Consider the following 22,481-nt stretch of genomic DNA (forward strand, 5'->3'; position numbering starts at 1 on the left):
GATCTCATTCCTGCAGCAGCGCCACCCACTCGGCAATCTGCCGCAGCCGCCGCGAGGCATCCAGCTCGGCCAGTAGCTCGAGTTTCTGCGCACGCTCCAGCGGCAAGAGGTAGGCGAGCCGGTCCGCCAGCAACTGTCGACCGCTCACCGGCTCGTCCAGCCCCAGATCCACCACCAGCGGGTGTTCGATCAGCGCGGCAAGCAGCGCCTGCAGCTCGGCGTGCTCGACCCCGGCTGGCTGGTCCGCCGGCTCCGACAGCCACTCCACCTCGGCGCTGACGGCCTGGTTATCCGCCACCTGCAAGGTCCGCACGGCAAAGCGCCGGGCACCCTCCACGCGAATTCCGAGCAGGCCGTTCGGCCGCTGCTGCCAGTCGACCACCCGCGCTTCACAGTTGACGCTTGCGAGCCGATCCGGCGCTGCGCCGACTTCACGCCCTTCGAGGATCGCCACCACGCCAAAGCCCTGATCGCGGCGCAGGCAGCCGCTGATCATGTCCAGGTAGCGCGGTTCGAATATCTGCAGATCCAGGCGGCAACCGGGGAACAGCACTGTGTCCAGCGGAAACAACGGCAGCATGCACACCTCCTTCAGCTGATCAGTGCCGCCGCCAACGGCAGGAACAGGGCGATGCAGGCGCCCGTGAGACTCATCGCCAGCGCGGAAAAGGCGCCGCACTCCTCGCCCTCACCGAGCGCGCGCGAGGTGCCCACGGCGTGGGCGTTGATGCCCAGCGCCATGCCGACCGCGGCCGGGTGGGTGACGCCCAGCAGGCGCAGCAGTTCAGGGCCGAAGATGCCGCCGAGCACGCCGGTGACCATCACGAACACCGCTGCCAGTGCGGCGATGCCACCAATCTGTTCCGTCACCAGCATGGCGATCGGGGTGGTCGCGGACTTTGCCGCCATGCTGCGCAGCACACCTTCCTCCGCGCCCAGCATCCAACCCAGGCCGACGCCGAAGACCGTGGCGGCCACTCCACCACAGACCAGCGTCAGCAGCACCGGCCAGAACAGCTGGCGGATTCTGCGCAGATTCAAATAAAGCGGCACCGCCAGCGCCACCGTGGTCGGACCCAGCAGCAGCGTGAGCAGCTCGCTGCTGGCGCGGTACTCGTCGAAACCGATACCCAGCGCCCACAGGCTCGCGATGACCAGAATGATGGACAGCAATACCGGCTGCAGTACGACCCAGCGGGTCTTCTCGTACAGCGCCAGGGACAGCTGGTAGGCGCACAGGGTCAGGGCAAAACCGAACAGCGGGTGTCCGACCAGCGCCTGCCAGGCCGCCTGCCAGTCGAGGCTCATGGCTCACCCCGACGGCGCGCCTGACGCTCGATCAGACGCTGCATCAGCCAGCCGGTCAAGGCCATCGACAACAGCACCGAGCCGACCAGAGCGCCAGCGATGGCCCAGATTTCCCGGGCAATCAGATCGACATGCAACATCACCGCGGTGGCCGGCGGCACCAGCATCAAGGGCAGGTAACGCAGCAGATTGGTCGAAGCCTCGGCCAAGGGTTCGCCCACCCGGCCACGCAGCATCAGGAAGAACAGCAGCAACAGCATGCCGAGAATCGGACCGGGCAGCTGCGGCAACAGCAGGACACTGAGCAAGGTGCCAAGCAACTGGAAAACCACCAGCCAGGTGAGACCGCGCAACAACATGCATACCTCCGAACGACGAGCCCGCTGCGACCCGATCCGCCTTCGACCGCGCCGCGCTGCCGGCATTATAAGCACGCTCCCGGCTATGGCCGGACATTCGCGCCAGATAGCGCGCTTGACCCTGCCGGATGCACATGCTGATCTACAGGCGCGCTTTACCGCACAAAAACAACAACCCAGGAGGAAACATGCCCTTCGTCCCAGCAGCAGAACTGAAAAGCTACGTCGGCAAGGATCTCGGTCGCTCCGAGTGGCTGACCATCGATCAGAACCGCATCAACCAGTTCGCCGAATGCACCGGCGATCACCAGTTCATCCACGTCGACCCGGAGAAAGCCAAGCTCACACCCTTCGGCACCACCATCGCCCACGGCTACCTGTCGCTATCGCTGATCCCCCTGCTGACCTCGCCGCTACTGGTGATGCCGGAAGGACTGAAGATGGGCGTCAACTACGGCCTGGACAGCGTCCGCTTCATCCAGCCGGTAAAGGTCGATTCACGCGTACGCGCCCAGGTGACTCTGCTGGAAGTGACCGAGAAGAACCCGGGACAGTGGCTGCTCAAGAGCAAGGTGACCCTGGAGATCGAAGGCCAGGAGAAGCCGGCCTACATCGCCGAAGCGTTGGCTCTCTGCTTTGCCTGAGCCAGCTGAACGTTGCACAAGGGGCGCTGCGGCGCCCTTTTTCATGCCGCCACTGCTATCAAGTTGTGATGGAGACGTCCTGCCAGCGCCATGAGCTTGCGGCATACTGCCAATACTCCCGCCGGCCAGGATCTGCCTCGCGATGCGCCCGTTAGCCCCTCTGCTGCTCACCCTGCTGCTCGGTGCCTGCACCGAAGGCGAGCCACTCACCCCTCCCGATGCACGCCTGCCGGACGGCTCGCGCTACCGCGGCGAAGTCGTCGATGGCCTGCTGCAAGGACCGGGGCGCCTGGATTACGACAGCGGCGCCTGGTTCGAGGGGCAGTTCAAGGACGGTCAACCCGATGGCCACGGCGAGTGGCGCGGACTCTTCGGCGAGCACTACGTGGGCGAATTTCGCGCCGGTCTGTTCGATGGTCGCGGCGTACTGATCTACGAGGACGGCACCCGCTACGAAGGCCAGTTCCGCCAGTCGCGGATGCATGGCGAAGGCACCCTGACCCAGGCTGGCAGCGTCTACCGGGGCGAATTCAAGAAGGACCGCTACCATGGCTACGGCAGCCTGGAAATGCCTGATGGCAGTAGCCACCGCGGTCATTTCATCAAGGGCGTGGCGCAGGGTCAGGGCGTGCGCATCGACGCCGCCGGCAACCAGTTCGTCGGCAACTTCCGCGACGGAGTGCTTGAGGGCAAGGGTAGCTACCGCAGCGCCGAAGGGGACCACTACGCCGGAGGCTTTCGCGCTGATCGCTTTCATGGCGAGGGCCGCTACGAGAGCGCCAGTGGCGATGTCTGGCGCGGGCAGTTCCGTGAGGGTGCCGCAAGCGGCGCCGGCGAGTATCACGGCAGTGACGGCGAAACCTACCAGGGCGAGCTGCGCCGCTGGCGCTACCACGGCGCCGGCCGCCTCACCCGCCCCGATCAGAGCGTCTACGTCGGCCGGTTCAACTACGGCCGGTTCCACGGTGACGGCCTCCTTACCCTGGCCGATGGCTCGCGTCAGCAAGGTCTCTGGCACAACGACCAGTTGCTGCGCGATCCCGAGGGAGAGCACCAGGCCGACCCACTGGACCTGGCGCTGCTCGAACAGGGCCAATTGCTGCAGCAGGCCATCGAGGCCGTTCCTCTCTCCACCGACGCCATCGAGCTCTACAGCCTGAGCCTGGCCGGCGACGGCAGCCAGAGCGTGTTCATGCGCGAAGCCGAGTACGCCGAGCAACTGTTTGCCGAGCGTCTCGCCGCCCGCGGCCACATCAGCCTGATCAACCACCGCGATCACCTGCATGACAAGCCGATGGCCACCCGCGAGAACCTGCGCCGGGCGCTGCAGGCACTGGCCGAACGCAGCGGCAAGGAAGATTTGATCTTCATCTATCTGACCAGCCACGGCAGCGAGGACCACCAGCTGTCGTTGACCCAGCCGCGCCTGAACCTTGCCAGCCTGCCGGCAGAGGAGCTGGCAAGGATGCTCGAACCGCTGCGCGACCGGCACAAGGTGCTGGTGGTGTCCGCCTGCTTCTCCGGTGGTTTCATCCCGCCGCTCAAGGATCAGCGCACCCTGGTGATGACCGCCGCCCGCGCCGACCGAACCTCGTTCGGTTGTGCCGAAGACAACGACTTCACCTATTTTGGCCGCGCCCTGCTGGCGGAGGCGCTGCAGCAGACCGACGACCTGGAACGCGCCTTCGAGATTGCCCGCAGCCGCGTCGAAGAGCAGGAGGAAGAAGAGCAACTGACAGCCTCCGAACCGCAGATCTGGGCACCGCGCGCGGTGCTGGCGCAATGGAAGAGCTGGCGCGCACAGCAACCAGAGACGACACTCGAAGACAGCGCCCTGTCACTGAATAACAGCGCGAAATGACCTTCGCGCAGAACACGCCTGGAGAGACATCATGTATCTGACGCCCCAGCATATTCTGCTCGCCGGCGCCACCGGACTCACCGGCGAGCATCTGCTCGATCGCCTGCTCAACGAGCCGACGGTCGCCCGCGTCCTGGCGCCGAGCCGGCGCCCTCTGGCCGGCCATGCGCACCTGGAAAACCCGGTTGGCGAGCTGCTGCAGCTGCTGCCGCAGCTCGACGGCCCGGTCCACACCGCATTCTGCTGTCTGGGCACTACCCGCGAGCAGGCCGGTTCGAACGAGGCGTTCCGCGCAGTGGATTGCGATCTGGTGGTGGCATTCGCCGCGCGCGCCCGCGAGCTGGATGCGCGGCACCTGCTGGTGATCAGCGCGATCGGCGCCAATCCGACATCCGGAATCTTCTACAACCGCGTCAAGGGCGAGATGGAAGAAGCGCTCAAGGCGCAGGACTGGCCGCAGCTGACCATCGTCCGACCGTCGCTGCTGCTCGGTGAGCGCAGCGAGCCGCGGCTGGCCGAGCGCCTCGCCGCGCCGCTGGCGCGCTGGCTGCCAGGCAAGTATCGCGGCATCGACGCCTGCGTCCTGGCACGCGCGCTCTGGCGCCTGGCCCTGGAAGAAGACCAGGGTGTGCGGGTGGTCGAGTCCGACGATCTGCGCCGTCTCGGCCGCTGAGTCGACGATGCCCTGGGCTGTTGTCGTTCGCGCACGAGCCGGACGACGGCCACGGCCGCAGCCGCTATACGCGCAGGAAATGCTCGCGGTAGTGACGCAGCTCGGCAATCGATTCGCGGATGTCGTCCATCGCCTGGTGGGTGCCGGTCTTGACGAAACTGTCACGCACCGCCGGCGCCCAGCGTGACGCCAGCTCCTTGAGGGTGGACACGTCGAGATTGCGATAGTGGAAGTAGTCTTCCAGCTGCGGCATGTAGCGCACCAGAAAGCGACGGTCCTGGCCGATGCTGTTGCCGCAGATCGGCGACTTGCCCTTGGGCACCCACTGCTCGATGAATGCCAGCGTCTGCGCCTGCGCCTCGGCTTCGCTGATCCGGCTTTCGCGCACCCGCTGGGTGAGGCCGCTCTGGCCATGGGTTCGGGTGTTCCACTCATCCATCCCGGCGAGGGTCTCGTCACTCTGGTGTACCGCGATCACCGGCCCCTCCGCCAGTACGTTGAGATCGCTGTCGGTGATGATGGTGGCCATCTCGATGATGCGGTCCCGCTCGGGATCGAGGCCGGTCATTTCCAGGTCGATCCAGATCAGGTTCTGCGGGTTCTGCATGATGTTCTCCTCCGGCGGAGCCGGCAGTTTAGCCGGCCGGGTCGGTGGCGGCGAGCTCGGCGCCGGGCATTTCCCAGAGCAGCAGCCGGGAGCCACGCCAGTCCTCCAGCTGCAGCGTGCGACTGGCCGGTACTCCGGGAATCGCGAAGCTGTTGCTGATCAGCCAGCTGCCGGCACGCATCTGGGTGCGCGCACTCTGCCACAGCTGCATCATCGGCTCGGGCGAGAGAAAGCAGTAGACCACCTCGAACTCGTCCAGCGGCTGCGCCCAGAGACTGCGATAGCGGACCTTGCAGTTGCGCAACGGCAGACTGCGCAGCCAGGCGATCAGAAAACTCAGCGGCGCGGTTTCCACGCCCAGGAACTGCCTCTGCGGAAAGGCTCTCGCCAGCGGGCAAAGCGCACTGCCGAGACCGCAGCCAAGGTCGACGAAGCGCCCACCTCCGTCACGTTCACTCAACAGCGCCTGCAGCTGTTGCAGGGTCCGGCGTCCGGTCAGGTAGAGCGGCACCCGCTCGCCCGCGCTGTTCCAGTTCAACAACAGCAACAACGCGAAAGCCAGGGGCGCAAGCCAGCCTGGCAGCGCCAGCCCTTGCGCCAGCAACAACGCCGGGACAAACGCGAAGTTGATCGGCAGCCACCAGCGCGACAGTCCCAGGCGCCAGCCGAGCAGCGCGGCACCCAGGCCCTGCAGCAGCGCCACTGCCGCCAGCGGAAAGCGCAGATCGAAGCGTGTCAGGATCAGCACCAGCACTGCCAGCAAGGCCAGCACCAGCAGTTGCGCCAGCAACGCACGAAAGATCGGCAGAAAACGCACGCCTGCTCCAACGGCAAGAAAAGGGAGGCCATCAAAACATCGGCTGCGGCGGCACGTCCAGCACCGCTGGCGCACGGGCCGCATGCTAGACTCGCCGCCACTTCACAGTCGCGGAATCCCCATGGCCAAACGCCACCTCACCCGACGCCAAGGCTGGCGCATCGAGAAGATCCAGGAAGAGCGCGCCGCCCGCGCAGCCAAGCGCGAGTCGCGGGTGAACGCCGAACTGCAGGGTGGTGATCTGGGAGAAGAGCAGAACGGCCTGGTGATCGCGCACTTTGGTGTGCAGCTCGAGGTCGAGGCGCTGGACGGCGAACTCGCCGGACAGATATTTCGCTGCCATCGCCGCGCCAACCTGCCGGCCCTGGTCACCGGCGACCGGATCGTCTGGCGCCCGGACAGCCAGGGCGGCGGCGTGATCGTTGCGCAGCTGCCACGCCACAGCGAACTCTGTCGACCGGACAGCCGCGGCCAGCTCAAGGCAGTGGCAGCGAACGTCGACTTGATCGTCATCGTTTTCGCGCCATTGCCCGAACCCCATGGCAACCTGATCGACCGCTACCTGGTGGCCGCCGAGCACGCCGGCATCAAACCACTGCTGCTGCTGAACAAGGCCGACCTGCTGGACGCGCAGAACGAAGCGGCGCTCAACCGCCTGCTGGATGTCTATCGTCAGCTGGATTATCCGATCCTGGAGGTGTCCGCCCGCGAGGGTGGCGGCCTGGAAGCGCTGCAGGAGCGGCTGGACGGTCGCATCAGCGTCTTCGTCGGACAGTCGGGAGTGGGCAAGTCATCGCTGGTCAACAGTCTTCTACCCGAGGTGGACACCCGCGTCGGGCCACTCTCGGAGCTGACCGGCAAGGGCACGCATACCACGACCACCGCGCGCCTGTTCCACTTTCCCCGCGGCGGCGATCTGATCGACTCACCGGGTATCCGCGAGTTCGGCCTGGTGCACGTCAGTCGTGATGACGTGGAAGCCGGCTTCATCGAGTTCGCCGATCTGCTCGGCCGCTGCCGCTTCCGCGACTGCAAGCACGACCGCGAACCGGGTTGCGCGCTGCTCGGCGCACTCGCCGAGGGTCGTATCCAGGAGCAGAGAATGCACAGCTACCGGCAGATCCTCGCCAGCCTGCCCGAACCGGACTATTGATCAGACTTCAGCGACCGACCCAGCCGTGCACCGGCTCATCTTCGCCATGGCCCTCAAGGTGCCGGCTGGTCGAAACGCAGCGCGCCTTCCTCGAAGATGTTCAGACGCTCGCGCAGTTCACGCGGCTGTAGCGGCTCGCCTGTCCCCGCCGGTGTCGCCGACGGCAGGGACGCACCTGGCGCGACCTCGCCGTCCGCCTCGCCCTCCTCGCCGTCCTGCTCACTTTCGATGGCCCGCTGAGCCTTCTTGGTCAGGACAGTGATGTCGATGCGTCGATTGACCGGATTCAGCGGATCGTTGCGGTCGAACAGCGCCGAGGAGGCGTAGCCGACAACACGTGCGACCTGCTCTTCCGGATAACCGCCCGCCACCAGGGTGCGCCGCGCGGCGTTGGCGCGCCCGGCGGAGAGCTCCCAGTTACCGAAGTCTCCGCCACCACTGGCGAACGGCTTGGCATCGGTGTGCCCGCTGACACTGATCTTGTTCGGTACATCCTTGATGGTATCCGCCATGATCAACAGGATGTCTTCGAAATAGGGCTGCAACTGGGCGCTACCCAACGCAAACATGGGGCGATTCTCGGCATCCAGAATCTGGATGCGCAGACCATCCTGGGTAATCTCGAACAGGATCTGGTCCTTGAATTTGTTCAGTTGCGGATTGTCCTCGACCTTGTTCTGCAGCTCCTGCAGCAGCAACTCCAGACGCTCGCGCTCGATCTGCTCGGCCATGCTCTCGACCACGTCATCGGAGGGGTCCTGGGGCTTTTCCTCGGAGAGGGTGTCGCGCACTTCCGGATTCAGCGTCTTGTCCGGCGCCAGCACCGGCGTCCCGCCCAGATCGATGACGTAAGGACTGGCGCCCTCGCTGAAACCAACCGGATCCTGGAAGTAGCCGGAAATCGCCAGCTTCTGCTCGGGGGTCGCGGTAGTCATCAGCCACATGACCAGAAAGAACGCCATCATCGCCGTGGCGAAGTCGGCAAAAGCGATCTTCCACGCCCCGCCATGATGGCCGCCGGCAATCTTCTTGACGCGCTTGACGATGATTGGCTGGTTGTTATCCATGCTTCAGGCGTCGATGGCTTCTATGGTGAGTTTCAATGCGCCAGCGGCGGGCTACGATCAAGCGCCACGCATCGCCTGATCGAGTTCGGCAAAGGTCGGCCGATGGGCGGGATAGAGGACCTTGCGCCCGAACTCCACCGCCAGGGTCGGCGGCATGCCCGATGCGGAGGCCACCAGACTCGCCTTGATCGCCTCGTAGACGTTCAGCTCTTCCTTCGCGTCGTGCTCCAGCGCGGATGACAGCGGCCCGAAAAAGCCGTAGGACGCAAGAATACCGAGGAAAGTACCGACCAGGGCCGACCCCACCTTGTAGCCGATCATCGCGTTGTCGGCCTCGGCGAGGATCGACATGGTGATCACGATACCCAACACCGCAGCCACGATACCCATGGCGGGCAGACCGTCGGCAATCTTGGCAACGGCGTGAGCGGGATGCTCCAGCTCCTCCTTGAGGCTGTTCATCTCCATGTCGAACAAGCCTTCCAGCTCATGCGGGGCCATGTTGCCCGACGACATGATCCGCAGGTAGTCACAGATGTAGGCCGTCATGCGCTCATCTTTCAGAATCGCCGGATACTTGCTGAAGATCGGGCTCGCGGTCGGCTCTTCGATATCTGCCTCGATGGCCATCATCCCCTCGCGACGACTCTTGTTGAGGATCTCGTAGATCAGCTTGAGCACTTCCAGGTAATACGCGTGAGTGAAGCGCGAACTGAACATCTTCAGCGACTTCTTGAACACGATCATGAAGGTGCTGCCCGGGTTTGCCTGGAGGAACCCGCCCAGCGCTGCACCACCGATGATCAGCACCTCGAAGGGGTGCACTAGCGCCATGACCTGCCCGCCGGAGGCAATGAAGCCGCCCAGCACGCTGCCGATAACCACGAGGATGCCGATTATTTTTGCCATAGAGAGAGAACTTGTGCAGACGGATTGAGGGGCCCTGGAAACAGCCCTTCTACTTATCGGGAGATATGCGCCAGACTATAGCCTGTCCCGCTGAAAAGCCAGTTCGGCTCGTATCTCGACATGTCGATTCCCAGCACCCTGCCCCGCAGTCTGAATGCCTGGCTCCAGCACCTGGACTCCATTCGCCTGCCGATTGCCGAAGGCAGCCATCTCGAGATCGGCCGCACCCTCGCCGACAGCCGTCGTTCGATGCGCGACATCGCCGAGGTCATACAACGCAGCCCGGCGCTGGCGCTGCTTCTGATGCGCGAAGCGAACCGCGACGCCGCCTCGCCTGCAGTGAGCCTGGAAGTCGCCCTGACCCGGCTCGGCGTCGCGCGCTGCGAAGCGCTGCTGCGCAAGGTACCCAGGGTTGCCGAACACGAAATCCCCCTGCAGCTGCGCCAGCTGACGCTGATCAGCCAGCACGCCGCGCAACAGGCAAGCGGCCTGTTCAGCAGCCGCCTGGCGCGCCTTTGGCAGGAAATCCACTGGTGCAGCCTGCTGTTCATGGCGCCGCTCTGGCCGCTGGCCTGCGCCTACCCGGAGCTGATCCAGGCCTGGGAACAGCGAGTCATGATCGATGGCGAGCCGGCCGAGCGGGTCGAGCGCGAACTGCTCGGCGTGCCGGTGCGCGACCTGTGTCGAGCCCTTGCCGAACACTGGAGCCTGCCCGAGTGGATAGTCCAGGGCTACCGCCTGCTGGGCAGCGACCGGCGCCTGCTGGTCAAGGCCCTGCATATCGCCAGGGACGATCTTCATCCTCTACATCAGCAGCAGTTGCTCGACCAGGACCCAGCCCTGCGCCGCTGGCTGACCCAGCCAGCCAACACGGTACTGCTCGCCAACGGCATCGCTCTGGCCGCCCATGCATGCTGGAGCGACCTGCACAATCTGCGCTGGCAGCGCCTTACCGGCCTCTACCTGCAACTGCCACTCGCCGATATCCAGCAACTGGTTCACCAGCAGGCCGTACGCAGCGCCCAGCTGCACAGTCAGCCGGGGCTCTGGCATCCGGCCCAGGCGCTACTCTGGCCGAGCGGCACGCAGCATCTGTGCAGGCCTGTAGTGAAGCAGGAGGTCAAGACCAACCTGCAGGCCTGGCGCGAACACTGCGGACAACTGCTGCGCCAACCCAGCCCCTTCGCCAACGTGCTGCAACTGACCGCTTGCGCCAGGGACGCACTGCACGCCAGCGGCGTGCAACGCCTGGCACTGCTGGTCACCGACCGCGAGCGCAACCGCCTGCTCTGCCAGCAGAGCATCGGCCTGGGTGACCAGGGGACCAATCTGTCTCTGCTCGTGGCGCAGAGCCAGATATTGCGCAAACTGCTGGAGGCACCGAACCAGCTGCGTCTCAATGCGAGCAACATGGCGCGCTATTCGGCCTTCATTCCCGGTCCGATCAAAGCCTTGTTCTCCGGCGAAGATCTGCTGCTGCAGTCACTGGCCAACCGCGGTCGCGTGGTGATGCTGCTGGTTGCCGACATGAACGGCGCGCCTTTCAGCGAAACCCAGCTGCAGGCGCTGGGCAAGACCTGCCAATGCGTGGAACGTGCCCTGGCCCAGTTCGCCGCACGCGCCCGTCAGTAGCGCGCAGCCAACGCCCGCCAGGCCGCGTGCTTTCCGCTACAATCGCCCCCCATCTATATCCGCAGGAGACCTCCATGTCCGTGTTTTCCGGGCTCGGCCTGCTGCTCGAGCCGGCAGAACTGGCCGCACGCCTCGACGCCCCCGAGCTGATCCTGATCGATCTGACCAGTCCTGCCCGCTATGCCGAAGGGCATATCCGCGGCGCTCGCTTCGTTGACCCCAAACGTACGCAACTGGGCCAGCCACCCGCCCCCGGCCTGTTGCCACCAAAGGCGCAGCTGGAGCAGTTGTTCGCCGAGCTTGGCCACAACCCTCACGCGGTGTACGTGGTCTATGACGACGAAGGCGGCGGCTGGGCCGGACGCTTCATCTGGCTGCTCGACGTGATCGGCCACCGCCACTATCACTACCTCAACGGTGGCCTGCATGCCTGGCGGGAAGAAGATCGCCCGCTGGAACAGGATGTACCGCCAGCCTTCAGCGGCACGCTGTCGCTGACACTGGACCCGACACCCACGGCTACCCGCGAATACCTCCAATCACGCCTGGGCGCGGCAGACCTGGCGATATGGGACGCCCGCTCGCCTGCGGAGTACCGGGCCGAGAAAGTGCTCGCCGCGCGTGGCGGTCACATACCTGGCGCAGTCAATTTCGAATGGACCGCCGGCATGGACAACCAGCGTGCGCTGCGCATCCGCAAGGACATGGGCGACATCCTCGCGGCACTGGACATAACCCCGGACAAGGAAGTGATCACCCACTGCCAGACCCACCATCGTTCCGGCTTCACCTACCTGGTCGCCAAGGCGCTGGGCTACCCGCGCCTGAAAGCCTACGCCGGCTCCTGGGGCGAATGGGGCAACCATCCCGAGACCCCGATAGAGGTTCAATCGTGAAAGATCGTCTGTTCATCATCAGCCAGTACCTGCTGCCGCACCATCTGCTCTCGCGCCTGGCCGGCTGCATTGCCGAATGCCGCATTGGCTGGATCAAAGGGCCCTTCATCCGCTGGTTCGCCCGCCGCTTCGACGTCGACATGAGCCAGGCGCTGGTCGAGGACCTGGATGCCTATGAACACTTCAATGCCTTCTTCACCCGCGCACTGAAGGCCGACGCGCGCCCCCTCGATCCCTCGCCCGAAGCAGTACTCTGCCCCGCCGACGGCGCCATCAGCCAGCTCGGCCCGATCCAGAATGGCCGGATATTCCAGGCCAAGGGCCACAGCTTCAGCCTGCTCGAACTGCTCGGCGGCGACGCCGAACGCGCAGCACCTTTCATGGGCGGTGATTTCGCCACCATCTACCTCTCGCCGCGTGACTACCATCGGGTGCATATGCCGCTGGCCGGCACTCTACGCGAGATGGTCTACGTTCCCGGCCGACTGTTCTCGGTCAATCAGACCACCGCGCAGAACGTCCCGGAGTTGTTCGCCCGCAACGAGCGAGTCGTCTGCATCTTCGATACCGAGCGCGGCCCGATGGCCATGGTGCTGGTCGGCGCGATGATAGTGGCGAGCGTGGAGACCGTCTGGGCCGGGCTGGTCACACCACCGCGGCGCGAACTGAAGACCTTCCGCTACGACGAAGCCGCGCGCGCGCCTGTCCATCTGCCAAAAGGCGCCGAGATGGGCCGCTTCAAGCTGGGCTCCACGGTGATCCTGCTGTTCGGCGCAGAGCAGGTTCGCTGGGCGCAGGAGCTGATCGCCACCGGCCCGGTGAGCATGGGTCAGTCGCTCAGCAGCGCCGCGCGACCAGATGAGAACGAAACCGCGCAGGCATGAGCGGGCAATCCCTCTCCAGCAGCCTTGCGCAACTGCTCGGCTGGCGCAGCGATTCAACCAGCCACCTGGAGAAGCTGCTTTCCGCGCTCGGAGCCTTTCTCGGCATAGCGCTGATCTACGCGGTGACCCATTGGCTGCTGCCGCTGGACAGCGCGCTCTGGGTCATCGCATCAATGGGCGCCAGTGCCGTGCTGCTGTTCGCCGTCCCTCATGGACTGCTCTCGCAGCCCTGGGCGGTGCTCGGCGGACACAGTCTCTCTGCGCTGGTCGGTGTGAGCTGCCAGCTGCTTTGGCCCGGGGAGTTCTTCACCCCCGCCCTGGCCGTAGGGCTGGCGATTCTGCTGATGCACTACGCCCGCTGCATCCATCCTCCGGGCGGCGCCACCGCATTGTGCGCCGTGGTCGGCGGACCGGCGATCGAGGCACTGGGTTACGGCTTCGTCCTCAGCCCGGTCCTGCTCAACGTTGGCGTGATCCTGCTGGTTGCCGTGCTGTTCAACAGCCTGTTCCCCTGGCGCCGCTACCCCGCAAGCCTGGCACGCCAACCCGAGCCGCTGCGCAATACCGCAGCACTGGCACCGGAGGACTTCTACCACGCACTGCGCCAGGTCGACTCCTACATCGACATCGCCTTCGACGACCTGCTGGAGATTCTCCAGCTCGCCCAGGAACACGCCCAGACCCAGACACTGCAACCAGCGGACATCCTGCTTGGCGGCTGCTACAGCAACGCACTGCCGGGCAGCCACTGGGGAGTCCGCCAGGTCATCGACGCACCTGGCGGAGCTCGCCCGCGCGATCAGGTGATCTACAAGACCGTGGCCGGAGCGGGCAGCGGCAGTACCGGCGTATGCAAGCGCCACGAACTGGCCAGTTGGGCGAAGCATGCCGTCGCGGCAGAGGCCGACGGTTGGGTGCGCGTAGCGCCCGGCGAATCGGCGGCGCGTGCAGCCGCAGCACAGGGCTGAGCAGAACTCCCGGCACCAGCGGGACTCACAGCTTGCGTAAAGCGCATCCGTACGCCGATGCTGCTAGAGTTCAAAGCACGCCTTCAAGGACAGACCCAACCGCCCGCGCCGCTGGAGCAATCACGCCTGATGGACAAGAAGAGCCCTGACCTGCTGCTGCGAGTTCCGAAACCGGAGAAGCAGCATCTCTCGTTCTGCGACAACAGTCCGCGCGACCTCGCTCGCTGGATTGCCGTCCTGCCCAAGGCCAACATCGGCGAGACGGCAAAGCAGCTCTACCAGGCTCTGGTGGAGCTGAATCAGGTCCAGCTGAGCAATGACACGCGCCTGCAGATGCTCGAACTGCTGCGCCCGGAAACCGACTTTGTCTGCCGCAGCCTGGAAAAGTACTTCACCAATCAGCCGATCGTGCTCGGCGAACGCGCACGCAAGGTCGCCACGCTCTGCCAGGCGCTGCAGAACAATCTGGCAGCCGGCTACAAGCTGGTGGTGGTTGGCGAGGCAGGCAAGGCACGCCCCGCCATCCTCGCTACTGCCCTGCAGCGTGCCACCGTTGCTCTCTATCAGCAGCTCGAAAGAGCCTGCCTGCTCTACTGCCCGGTGCCGGAGAGCCTCTGGTTCGAGCTGCATCAGCTCTACCAGATCGCTCAGGATTTTCGCGTGGCCCAGCAGAGCGTTCCGGCGACCGCGCACGAGAAGCACCAGATTGATGTCCAGCGCACCTATGCAGCCGCCCTGCTGCTCGGCTGCGCGCGAACCAACCAGCTGCGCCAGAGTTCCATCGCGCGCCTGGCCGGCGCACTACCGCAATGGAGCCACATGCTGCGCCTGCAACCGGCGGATGCCGCGACCAGCCTATTCCTGGTGGCGCCGCACCAGGATGGTCCGCCGCGCTACCGCTCGCTGTTCCAGCCGGAAGCACTGACCGGCCTGATCGGCCTGGACACCCACCCTCTGGTCGACGCCATCAGTCACTTCCTGCTGCTACCGGAGGAGCAGAGCAGCCAGGCGCGCCTGCCCGTTCCACAGGGCTTCAGTCACGATCTGCTGCAGCACCTGGTCGCCGCCTGGGGAGATATTTCCGAACGCACCTTCCAGCGCAGCGGCGCGGAAGGCGAGCTGACCCTCTGCATCGGCATGAGTGCACTGCACTTTCAGCTCGCCGGCGGTCTCAGCTTCCACCAGACCCTCAAGCAGGAACGCAAGCCGGGACCTGCGAGCTTTGCCCACGGCGGGCCCAAGGACGTCTGGTCGACTGCCTTCGACGCACAGCCGATCGACTGGGACGAAGGCATGCACCTGAGCGACATCCAGTATCGCAAGCCGGGTGAACAGAACAGCCAGACCGAGCAGGATCCGAATGAGAGTTTTCCCAGCTACCAGGTCGGCATCGTCAACCAGAGCCCCGGGGGCTACTGCCTGAGCTGGCCTGCCGAGGTGCCCGCCCAGTTGCAGGCGGGAGAGCTGATCGGCATCGAGGACCGCGCGCGTCTCGCCTGGGGTGTAGCGCTGGTACGCTGGGTCCGCCAGGTTCGCGGCGGCGGCACGCAGATGGGCATCGAGTTGATCGCGCCGACAGCCCAGCCATGCGGGCTGAAGCTGCTGCGCAAGCAGGAGCAGGACAGCCAGTACCTGCGCGCCCTGCTGCTACCCGCCATACCGGCCATCTCCCGTCCGGCGAGTCTTATTACCGCGCGCCTGCCGTTCCAGCAGGGACACAAGGTGATGATCAATCAGCAGGGTGTCGAGGTTCGTGCGCTGCTGACCCGCAGGCAGTCGAGCACCGGCTGCATCAACCAGTTCGAGTACCACGAACTGGGCGGCATGAGCGACCCACAAGGGACGCCCGTCACAGCCCGGAAAGAGCAATCTGCTGGCGGGGACGAAGACTTTGACTCGCTATGGCACACGCTGTAGATTCCGGCCACCGCCTGTCGCCTTTTAGCCTCCTTTCGGCGCTTTCCCAAGCATTTATGTATGCCAATTGACAAGAAAACCATTCGCCTGCTGATCCTCGAAGACTCACAGAACGAGGCCGAACGGCTGGTCAGCCTTTTCCGCAACTCCGGCCGGGCAACCCGCGTCCATCGCCTGACGTCGAGCGACGACCTGGCCGATGTACTGCAACAACCCTGGGACCTGCTGATCACCGCACCCAGCAGCGAAAATCTCGACCCGACCGAAGCCATTACCGCAATTCGTCGCCAGTCGAAAGACATCCCAGCCATCCAGCTGCTGGCCGACAATGATCCGGACAGCATCACCGAAGCGCTCACCCTTGGCGCCCAGGATGCGCTGCCGCAGGGCGACGACGAGCGCCTGCTGCTGGTCGCCAATCGCGAGCTGAACAACCTGGAAGAGCGCCGCGGTCGCCGCGCTGCCGAAGTGGCGCTGCGCGAAGCAGAGAAACGCTGCCAACTGCTGCTTGACAGCTCGGTCGACGCCATCACCTACGTGCATGACGGCATGCACATCTATGCCAACCGCTCCTACCTGGCGCTGTTTGCCTACGAAGACGCCGACGAGCTCGAAGGCATGCCGATGATCGATCTGATCGACTGCGGCGACCAGGCACGCTTCAAGGACTTCCTGAAGAACTACCAGAACGCCGAGGGCAGCGCCGAGCTGTCCTGCACCGGCGTCACCGCCTCCGGCCAGAGCTTTCCGGCGCGCATGAGCTTCTCGCCCGCCACCTACGACGGCGAGCCCTGCATCCAGGTGGTGATCCGCGCCGAATCCGACAACGCCGAACTGGAAGAACGTCTGCGCGAGATCAGCACTCAGGATCTGGTCACCGGCCTGTTCAACCGCACCCATTTCCTCGAGCTGATGGACCAGGCCGCCGAGCGCGCGGTGAAATCCAGCGAGGCGCACAGCCTGGCCTACCTGCGCATCGACCGCTACGCCAACCTGCAGGCTGAAGTTGGCCTGTCCGGCATCGATCTGCTACTGGCGGATCTGGCCAACCTGTTGCGCAGCCATTTCCCGGCCAATACGCCGATCGCGCGCTTTGGCGACGACGTCTTCGGCGTCCTGCAGCCGGGGCTGACGCCGGAGCAGGCCAGGCCGCAACTCGCGGCGCTACTGAAGAAGGTCGAGGCGCACCTGTTCGACATCAACGGCCGGACACTGCAGACGACCCTGTCGATCGGTGTCGCCGGCCTCAACGAGACGACCGCGCGCGCTCAGGACGTACTGGATCGCGCCCACCGTTGCGCGGACGAGCTGCAGGACGGCAACGCCCTGCGCCTGTACGACCCGGCCGAGGAACTGGCCGCAGCGGCCAACCGCGGCAACGTGGTGGCGATGATCCAGCATGCGCTGGAGAAGAACAGCTTCCGCCTGCTGTTCCAGCCGATCATCAGCCTGCGCGGCGACAGCAACGAGAACTACGAGGTCTTGCTGCGCCTGCTCAATCCGCAAGGCGAGGAAGTGCCAGCTGCCGAATTCATTGCCGCGGCGCAGGAAGCGCGACTGGCCGAGAAGATTGACCGCTGGGTCATCCTCAATGCCGTGAAGCTGCTCGCCGAGCACCGCTCCAAGGGCCACGACACGCGTCTGTTCATCCACCTGTCGGCCAACAGCCTGCAGGACCAGACACTGCTGCCCTGGCTCAGCGTCGCGCTCAAGGCCGCGCGACTGCCGGCCGACGCCCTGACGTTCCAGTTCAACGAACCGGATGCGGTGACCTATCTGAAGCAGGCCAAGGCGCTCACCCAGGGACTTGCCGAGCTGCATTGCAAGGTGGCCCTGAACCAGTTCGGTGGCGCGATCAACCCGTTCAATACCCTCAAGCACCTGCACGTGGACTTCGTGAAGATCGACGGCTCCTACTCCCAGGACCTCGGCAAGCCGGAGAACCAGGAGGCGCTCAAGACGCTTCTGGCCAGCCTGCATGCCCAGGCGAAGCTGACCATAGTGCCTTTCGTCGAAAGCGCCAGCGTCCTCGCTACCCTCTGGCAGGCTGGGGTCAACTACATCCAGGGCCACTACCTGCAGGGCCCCAGCCAGTCGATGGACTACGACTTCTCCTCCGGCGAGGAGTGATTCCTGGCGGCAGCCGGGCGATTCCGGCTGCCGACTTGACCCTGATCAGTACCCCTGCGCTGCCATCATCTAGAGTGAGCTGACCCGCCATCGTCAGAGGTCACGCTCATGCCCATGATGAAAGCCGCCGTCTTCGTCGAACCCGGTCGCATCGAACTGCAGGACAAGCCAATCCCCGAGGTCGGCCCGAACGACGCACTGGTGCGTATCACCACCACGACCATCTGCGGCACCGACGTGCACATCCTCAAGGGCGAATACCCGGTCGCCAAGGGCCTGACCATCGGCCACGAGCCGGTCGGCATCATCGAAAAGCTCGGGCGCAACGTGCGCGGCTACCAGGAAGGCCAGCGGGTGATCGCCGGCGCGATCTGCCCGGACTTCTCCTCCTACGCCAGCCAGGACGGCCTGTCCTCCCAGGACGGCGGCTGTAGCTGCCACGGTTACAAACCCATGGGTGGCTGGCGCTTCGGCAACAGCATCGACGGCACCCAGGCCGACTACGTCCTGGTGCCAGACGCCCAGGCCAACCTGGCACCGGTGCCGGACGGTCTCAGCGATGAACAGGTTCTGATGTGCCCGGACATCATGTCCACCGGCTTCGCCGGCGCCGAGGCTGCCAACATCAGGATCGGCGACATAGTGGTGATCTTCGCTCAGGGCCCCATAGGCCTGTGCGCTACGGCCGGGGCAAAGCTGCGCGGAGCCAGCACCATCATCGCGGTGGACGGCGTTGACGCTCGCCTGGATATCGCCCGGAAGATGGGCGCCGACGTCACCCTCAACTATCGCAATGTCGACGTGGTGGACGAGATCCTCAAACTGACCGGCGGCCGCGGCGTGGACGCCTCGATCGAGGCGCTCGGCACCCAGGCCACCTTCGAAAATGCGCTGCGCGTACTCAAGCCCGGCGGCACGCTGTCCAGCCTCGGCGTCTACTCAAGCGACCTGAGCATCCCGCTGGGCGCCTTTCATGCAGGCCTGGGCGACAACAAGATCGTCACCTCGCTGTGCCCAGGCGGCAAGGAGCGCATGCGCCGGCTGTTGAACGTGGTCGCTTCCGGCCGCGTCGACCTGGGCGCATTGGTGACGCACCAATACGAGCTGAGCAACATCACCGACGCCTACGAACTTTTCGCCAACCAGCGCGACGGCGTGCTGAAGGTGGCGATCAAACCCTGACGACAGCGGCACGCACCGGGCCTGCCGCTGGCTCCTGGCTACTCGGTGCCTTCCCGATCGCGAAATCCGAGCAGGTAGAGAATACCGTCCAGGCCCAGAGTGGAAATCGCCTGTTTGGCCGACTGCTTGACCAGCGGCTTGGCGCGGAAGGCAACGCCCAGACCGGCCAGACCAAGCATCGGCAGGTCGTTGGCACCGTCGCCGACGGCGATGGTCTGCTCCAGGCGCAAGCCTTCCTGCTCGGCCAGCTGGCGCAGCAGGTCGGCCTTGCGCTGGGCATCGACGATCGGCTCGACCGCCACGCCAGTGAGCAGGCCGTCCTCGATCTGCAGCTCGTTGGCAAAGACGTAATCGATCCCCAGACGCACCTGCAGCTGCTTGGCGAAGTAGCTGAAGCCGCCGGAAAGAATCGCGGTCTTGTAGCCCAGGCGTTTGAGTTCGGCGAACAGCAGTTCGGCGCCCTCGGTCAGACGCAGCGAGGCGCCGATCTGCTCCAGCGCCGATTCAGGCAGGCCCTTGAGCAGTGCCAGGCGCTCGGTGAAGCTGGCGCGAAAATCGATCTCGCCGCGCATCGCCCGCTCGGTGATGTCTGAGACCCGATCACCGACGCCAGCGGCCTTGGCCAGCTCGTCGATGACCTCCGCCTCGATCAGCGTCGAATCCATGTCGAACACCGCCAGGCGCCGGTTGCGCCGATACACGCTGTCGCGCTGGAAGGCGATATCGACGTTCAGCTCCTGGGCCACGCTGAGAAAGTCCGCGCGCAGGGCTGCCGGATCGGAGGGTTCGCCGCGCACGGAAAACTCGATACAACCCTTGCCCTGATCGGCCGGAGTGTCCAGCGGCATGCGCCCGGACAGGCGGTCGATATGATCAATGTTCAGACCGTATTGCGCGGTGATCGAACTGACCCGCTGCAGCTGCTCGGCGGTGACCTTGCGCGTCAGCAGGGTGACGATGTAGCGGGTCTTGCCCTGCCCGCCGACCCATTGCTGGTAGTCATCTTCGGAAACCGGTGTGAAGCGCACCTGCTGATCGAGCTTGTAGGCGGTGAAGAGCACGTCCTTGAGCACCGAGGACGCCTGCTCGGTATGCGGGATCTCGACCAGGATGCCGAACGAGAGGGTGTCATGGATCACCGCCTGGCCGATGTCGAGGATGTTCACCCCACCCTGCGCGAGCACGCCGGTGATCGCGGCGGTCAGACCCGGACGATCTTCGCCGGTGATGTTGATCAGGACGATTTCGCGCAAGGCGCGCCCTCCAGAGCAGTGGAAAAATGGCGGCCATTCTAACCGCATTCGACAACGTCCGGGCACGGGCGGCGCTTTGCCGCTACCGGGGCGCTGGGTATACTGCGCGCCAATTCATTCCACAAGAGCCGCGCGCGTGAACCGGCCCGACCCCGTCAAGAACGACAACTTCTTCCTGCAGCTCTTCAATGCCTTGCGCCGCCGCAGAGTCTCTCTCGCGCTACGAATCGCCTGCCACAGCCTGCTGCTGGTCGCCCTCGCGCTGATCATCTATGCCTGGGTCATCGGCATGCAGTTCAAGCACGCCATGCAGCAGCAGGCGGACGCCATCGGCGAGAGCCTGATCATCCAGACCAGCGCCTCCGCCAGCGAGCTGCTGGTGGCGAACGACATCCTCAGCCTCAACGTGCTGCTAGCCAATCTGGTACGCAACCCTCTGGTTACCCACGCCGCGATCTACAGCGTGGGCGGTGACAGTCGCGTGCTGGCCGAAGCGGGTGCACGCCCTACCCAGTCCGTACTGGGCGAAGCCAATGGCCTGTACTCCACCGACATCACCTTCCAGGAAGTGATCGCCGGGCACCTGCGCCTGACGCTGAACATGCGCCAGTTCCAGCAGCCGATGACCATCAGCCTGCAGAGCATGGGCATCCTCAGCCTGATCCTGCTGGCCCTGACCCTGGCCCTGAGCATGCGCCTCGGCCGCCAGCTGGCCACACCGCTGATGCAACTGCGGCTCTGGCTACGCGACCCCGATGACCCGGCACCCGGCTCCGGCCGCCAGGACGAGATCGGCGACCTTGCCCGACAGCTGCAGAGCCGTCTGGTCGTCGAGCGGCCACGCCCTGCCCGAGCGGCGGAGGAACCAGAGCTGAAACCGGACTTTGCCGATGACTACGACGAGTCAACGGATGCGGATGCAGACGACGAGGTGCCGCTGCTCGACGACGAGCCCGACTTCGATGAGGACGACGCGTTCGCCGACGTCGAGCAAAGCCCCCCCGGGCTCGTCGAACCGGAACCGCAACCGGAAACCGGTGAAACGGCGATACTCGCCGTTCAGCTGGGCGCCCAGGAGCAACTGCGCAGACTGCCGCGCACGCGTCTGATGGAGCTGCTGCAGAGCTACCGCGACTGCCTCGAGCAGGCCGCCAATCTCTATCAGGCAGAACTGCACACGCTCAAGGACGGCAGCAGCCTGGTGCTGTTCCACAGCCGGGACAGCGGCGAGGACTACCTGACCCACGCAATCTGCTGCGGCGAACTGATGCGCGCCCTTGGCCATGCCCTGCAGATCGAAGTCGCCGACAGCGGTATCACCCTGCAGCTGCAACTCGGACTCACCCGCGGCGAAGACATGCTTGAGCTTGGTCAGGGTGACCTGTTGCTGCACGACAAGGTTCAGGATGCCCTGGCGCTGTCCCAGCACAGCCGCAACCTGTTGCTGGTCGAACGCGCCGTGGCGCAGGACCCGCTGGTCCTTCAGCGCGCCCGCGTGCGTGGCATCGCGAGCCCGGAGGGCGCCAGCTGCATCGAGCGCCTGCTCGACCCCTATCCGTCGCTATTGGAGCGCCAGCTGGCGCGCATGCAGGAACGCACCGGCAGCGACAGCCCGCACCGCGAGCCGCCGGCTCAGCCGTGACCACCCTCATCACCCATCCGCTGCCGGCCCTGGCTCTGGGGCTGGCGCTGGGCAGCAACCTCATCCCGCCGCGCCTGCTGCTCGCAGGTGTGCTGTTCGCCTGCCTGCCGGACGCCGACATGCTCGCCTTCAAGCTGGGCGTTGCCTACGCCGACGCCTTCGGCCACCGCGGCTTCAGCCACTCCCTATTGTTCGCCGGATTCTGCGGCCTCGCCGGCGCCTTGAGCTGCCGGCTGTTTCGCTGCGGCCCGCTCAAGGCCGGCCTCTGGATCCTGCTGGCGACGCTCTCGCACAGCCTGCTCGATGCCCTCACCGATGGCGGTCTGGGTGTCGCCTGGCTGTGGCCGCTGAGTCAGGAGCGCCACTTCCTGCCATGGCGGCCGATAGAGGTGTCGCCCTTCCTGAACGGTTTCATCGTGGAGGGTCGCCTGAGCCCGCGCGCCTGGCAGGTATTGAGCTCGGAAGCACGCTGGATCTGGGCGCCCTGCCTGGGCCTGACCCTGACCGGCATGCTGTTGCGCACTAGCTGGGCCTGGCTGCGCAGAACGCGCACCGAGCCGGCCTGAGAAGCCGCCAGCC

The 22,481-nt window shown here is 65.2% G+C and carries 21 protein-coding genes; 13 read left to right on the forward strand and 8 right to left on the reverse strand.

Features of this window, described 5'->3' with window-relative positions; genetic code table 11:
* Nucleotides 1-4 precede the first annotated feature (4 nt).
* The 3 genes from DBO85_RS12100 to DBO85_RS12110 are packed head-to-tail and all read right to left on the reverse strand — an operon-like array spanning nt 5 to nt 1,667.
* Nucleotides 5-580 (reverse strand): LON peptidase substrate-binding domain-containing protein, encoded by a 576-nt coding sequence (locus DBO85_RS12100; protein ID WP_108107530.1) that lies wholly within the window; start codon nt 578-580, stop codon nt 5-7.
* Nucleotides 581-591: 11 nt separating this feature from the next.
* Nucleotides 592-1,308, reverse strand: a complete 717-nt coding sequence (locus DBO85_RS12105) for an LrgB family protein (RefSeq protein ID WP_108107531.1) — start codon at nt 1,306-1,308, stop codon at nt 592-594.
* Entirely contained in the window at nt 1,305-1,667 is a 363-nt protein-coding gene (locus DBO85_RS12110; protein WP_108107532.1) for a CidA/LrgA family protein, read from the reverse strand. Before DBO85_RS12110 ends, DBO85_RS12105 begins: the two co-directional genes overlap by 4 nt.
* Nucleotides 1,668-1,855: 188 nt before the next feature.
* Between DBO85_RS12110 and DBO85_RS12115 the strand changes: the two genes are divergently transcribed.
* The 3 genes from DBO85_RS12115 to DBO85_RS12125 all read left to right on the forward strand — a co-directional run bounded on the left by DBO85_RS12115 (nt 1,856) and on the right by DBO85_RS12125 (nt 4,845).
* On the forward strand, nt 1,856-2,311 hold the full coding sequence (locus DBO85_RS12115; RefSeq protein ID WP_108107533.1) for a MaoC family dehydratase: 456 nt from the start codon (nt 1,856-1,858) through the stop codon (nt 2,309-2,311).
* 142 nt (nt 2,312-2,453) lie between these two features.
* Nucleotides 2,454-4,172 carry a C13 family peptidase gene (locus DBO85_RS12120; RefSeq protein ID WP_108107534.1) on the forward strand — a complete coding sequence of 573 codons (1,719 nt, stop codon included), beginning with the start codon at nt 2,454-2,456 and terminating at the stop codon, nt 4,170-4,172.
* Between the two features lie 31 nt (nt 4,173-4,203).
* On the forward strand, nt 4,204-4,845 hold the full coding sequence (locus tag DBO85_RS12125; protein WP_108107535.1) for an oxidoreductase: 642 nt from the start codon (nt 4,204-4,206) through the stop codon (nt 4,843-4,845).
* 64 nt (nt 4,846-4,909) lie between these two features.
* On the opposite strand, the gene orn is transcribed toward DBO85_RS12125, so the two are convergent.
* Together orn and DBO85_RS12135 are read right to left on the reverse strand one after the other, a co-directional pair.
* Nucleotides 4,910-5,452 (reverse strand): oligoribonuclease, encoded by a 543-nt coding sequence (gene orn / locus DBO85_RS12130; RefSeq protein WP_108107536.1) that lies wholly within the window; start codon nt 5,450-5,452, stop codon nt 4,910-4,912.
* A gap of 28 nt (nt 5,453-5,480) precedes the next feature.
* Nucleotides 5,481-6,269 (reverse strand): class I SAM-dependent methyltransferase, encoded by a 789-nt coding sequence (locus DBO85_RS12135; protein WP_108107537.1) that lies wholly within the window; start codon nt 6,267-6,269, stop codon nt 5,481-5,483.
* A gap of 121 nt (nt 6,270-6,390) precedes the next feature.
* Here DBO85_RS12135 and rsgA point away from each other — a divergent pair, with 121 nt between their 5' ends.
* Nucleotides 6,391-7,422 carry a small ribosomal subunit biogenesis GTPase RsgA gene (rsgA, locus tag DBO85_RS12140; RefSeq protein WP_108107538.1) on the forward strand — a complete coding sequence of 344 codons (1,032 nt, stop codon included), beginning with the start codon at nt 6,391-6,393 and terminating at the stop codon, nt 7,420-7,422.
* A 53-nt stretch (nt 7,423-7,475) separates the two neighbouring features.
* On the opposite strand, the gene motB is transcribed toward rsgA, so the two are convergent.
* Together motB and motA are read right to left on the reverse strand one after the other, a co-directional pair.
* The gene (gene motB / locus DBO85_RS12145) at nt 7,476-8,489 is read right to left on the reverse strand and encodes a flagellar motor protein MotB (protein ID WP_108107539.1); all 1,014 of its coding nucleotides are present in this window, start codon (nt 8,487-8,489) and stop codon (nt 7,476-7,478) included.
* A gap of 57 nt (nt 8,490-8,546) precedes the next feature.
* Nucleotides 8,547-9,398 (reverse strand): flagellar motor stator protein MotA, encoded by an 852-nt coding sequence (gene motA / locus DBO85_RS12150; protein ID WP_108107540.1) that lies wholly within the window; start codon nt 9,396-9,398, stop codon nt 8,547-8,549.
* A 120-nt stretch (nt 9,399-9,518) separates the two neighbouring features.
* On the opposite strand from motA, the gene DBO85_RS12155 reads away from it, so the two are divergent.
* The 7 genes from DBO85_RS12155 (at nt 9,519) to DBO85_RS12185 (ending at nt 19,007) form a co-directional block, all read left to right on the forward strand.
* Nucleotides 9,519-11,030, forward strand: coding sequence for an HDOD domain-containing protein (locus tag DBO85_RS12155; RefSeq protein WP_108107541.1), 1,512 nt, complete (start codon nt 9,519-9,521; stop codon nt 11,028-11,030).
* Between the two features lie 74 nt (nt 11,031-11,104).
* Nucleotides 11,105-11,926 carry a rhodanese-like domain-containing protein gene (locus DBO85_RS12160; protein ID WP_108107542.1) on the forward strand — a complete coding sequence of 274 codons (822 nt, stop codon included), beginning with the start codon at nt 11,105-11,107 and terminating at the stop codon, nt 11,924-11,926.
* Entirely contained in the window at nt 11,923-12,810 is an 888-nt protein-coding gene (asd, locus tag DBO85_RS12165; RefSeq protein ID WP_108107543.1) for an archaetidylserine decarboxylase, read from the forward strand. The genes DBO85_RS12160 and asd overlap by 4 nt, the downstream gene beginning before the upstream one ends.
* Nucleotides 12,807-13,778: an HPP family protein gene (locus DBO85_RS12170; RefSeq protein WP_108107544.1), complete on the forward strand. Its 972-nt coding sequence runs from the start codon at nt 12,807-12,809 to the stop codon at nt 13,776-13,778. The genes asd and DBO85_RS12170 overlap by 4 nt, the downstream gene beginning before the upstream one ends.
* Before the next feature lie 129 nt (nt 13,779-13,907).
* The gene (locus tag DBO85_RS12175) at nt 13,908-15,695 is read left to right on the forward strand and encodes a molecular chaperone (protein WP_108107545.1); all 1,788 of its coding nucleotides are present in this window, start codon (nt 13,908-13,910) and stop codon (nt 15,693-15,695) included.
* Between the two features lie 60 nt (nt 15,696-15,755).
* Nucleotides 15,756-17,825 carry an EAL domain-containing response regulator gene (locus DBO85_RS12180; RefSeq protein WP_108107546.1) on the forward strand — a complete coding sequence of 690 codons (2,070 nt, stop codon included), beginning with the start codon at nt 15,756-15,758 and terminating at the stop codon, nt 17,823-17,825.
* Between the two features lie 108 nt (nt 17,826-17,933).
* Nucleotides 17,934-19,007, forward strand: coding sequence for an NAD(P)-dependent alcohol dehydrogenase (locus tag DBO85_RS12185; protein ID WP_108107547.1), 1,074 nt, complete (start codon nt 17,934-17,936; stop codon nt 19,005-19,007).
* A gap of 38 nt (nt 19,008-19,045) precedes the next feature.
* On the opposite strand, the gene serB is transcribed toward DBO85_RS12185, so the two are convergent.
* On the reverse strand, nt 19,046-20,260 hold the full coding sequence (gene serB, locus DBO85_RS12190) for a phosphoserine phosphatase SerB (RefSeq protein ID WP_108107548.1): 1,215 nt from the start codon (nt 20,258-20,260) through the stop codon (nt 19,046-19,048).
* 136 nt (nt 20,261-20,396) lie between these two features.
* Here serB and DBO85_RS12195 point away from each other — a divergent pair, with 136 nt between their 5' ends.
* The gene (locus DBO85_RS12195; RefSeq protein ID WP_108107549.1) at nt 20,397-21,902 is read left to right on the forward strand and encodes a histidine kinase; all 1,506 of its coding nucleotides are present in this window, start codon (nt 20,397-20,399) and stop codon (nt 21,900-21,902) included.
* The gene (locus tag DBO85_RS12200; protein WP_108107550.1) at nt 21,899-22,468 is read left to right on the forward strand and encodes a metal-dependent hydrolase; all 570 of its coding nucleotides are present in this window, start codon (nt 21,899-21,901) and stop codon (nt 22,466-22,468) included. The genes DBO85_RS12195 and DBO85_RS12200 overlap by 4 nt, the downstream gene beginning before the upstream one ends.
* The last annotated feature ends 13 nt before the right edge of the window (nt 22,469-22,481 follow it).

The sequence above is a fragment of the Pseudomonas mangrovi genome (assembly GCF_003052585.1).
GTDB lineage: Bacteria > Pseudomonadota > Gammaproteobacteria > Pseudomonadales > Pseudomonadaceae > Aquipseudomonas > Aquipseudomonas mangrovi.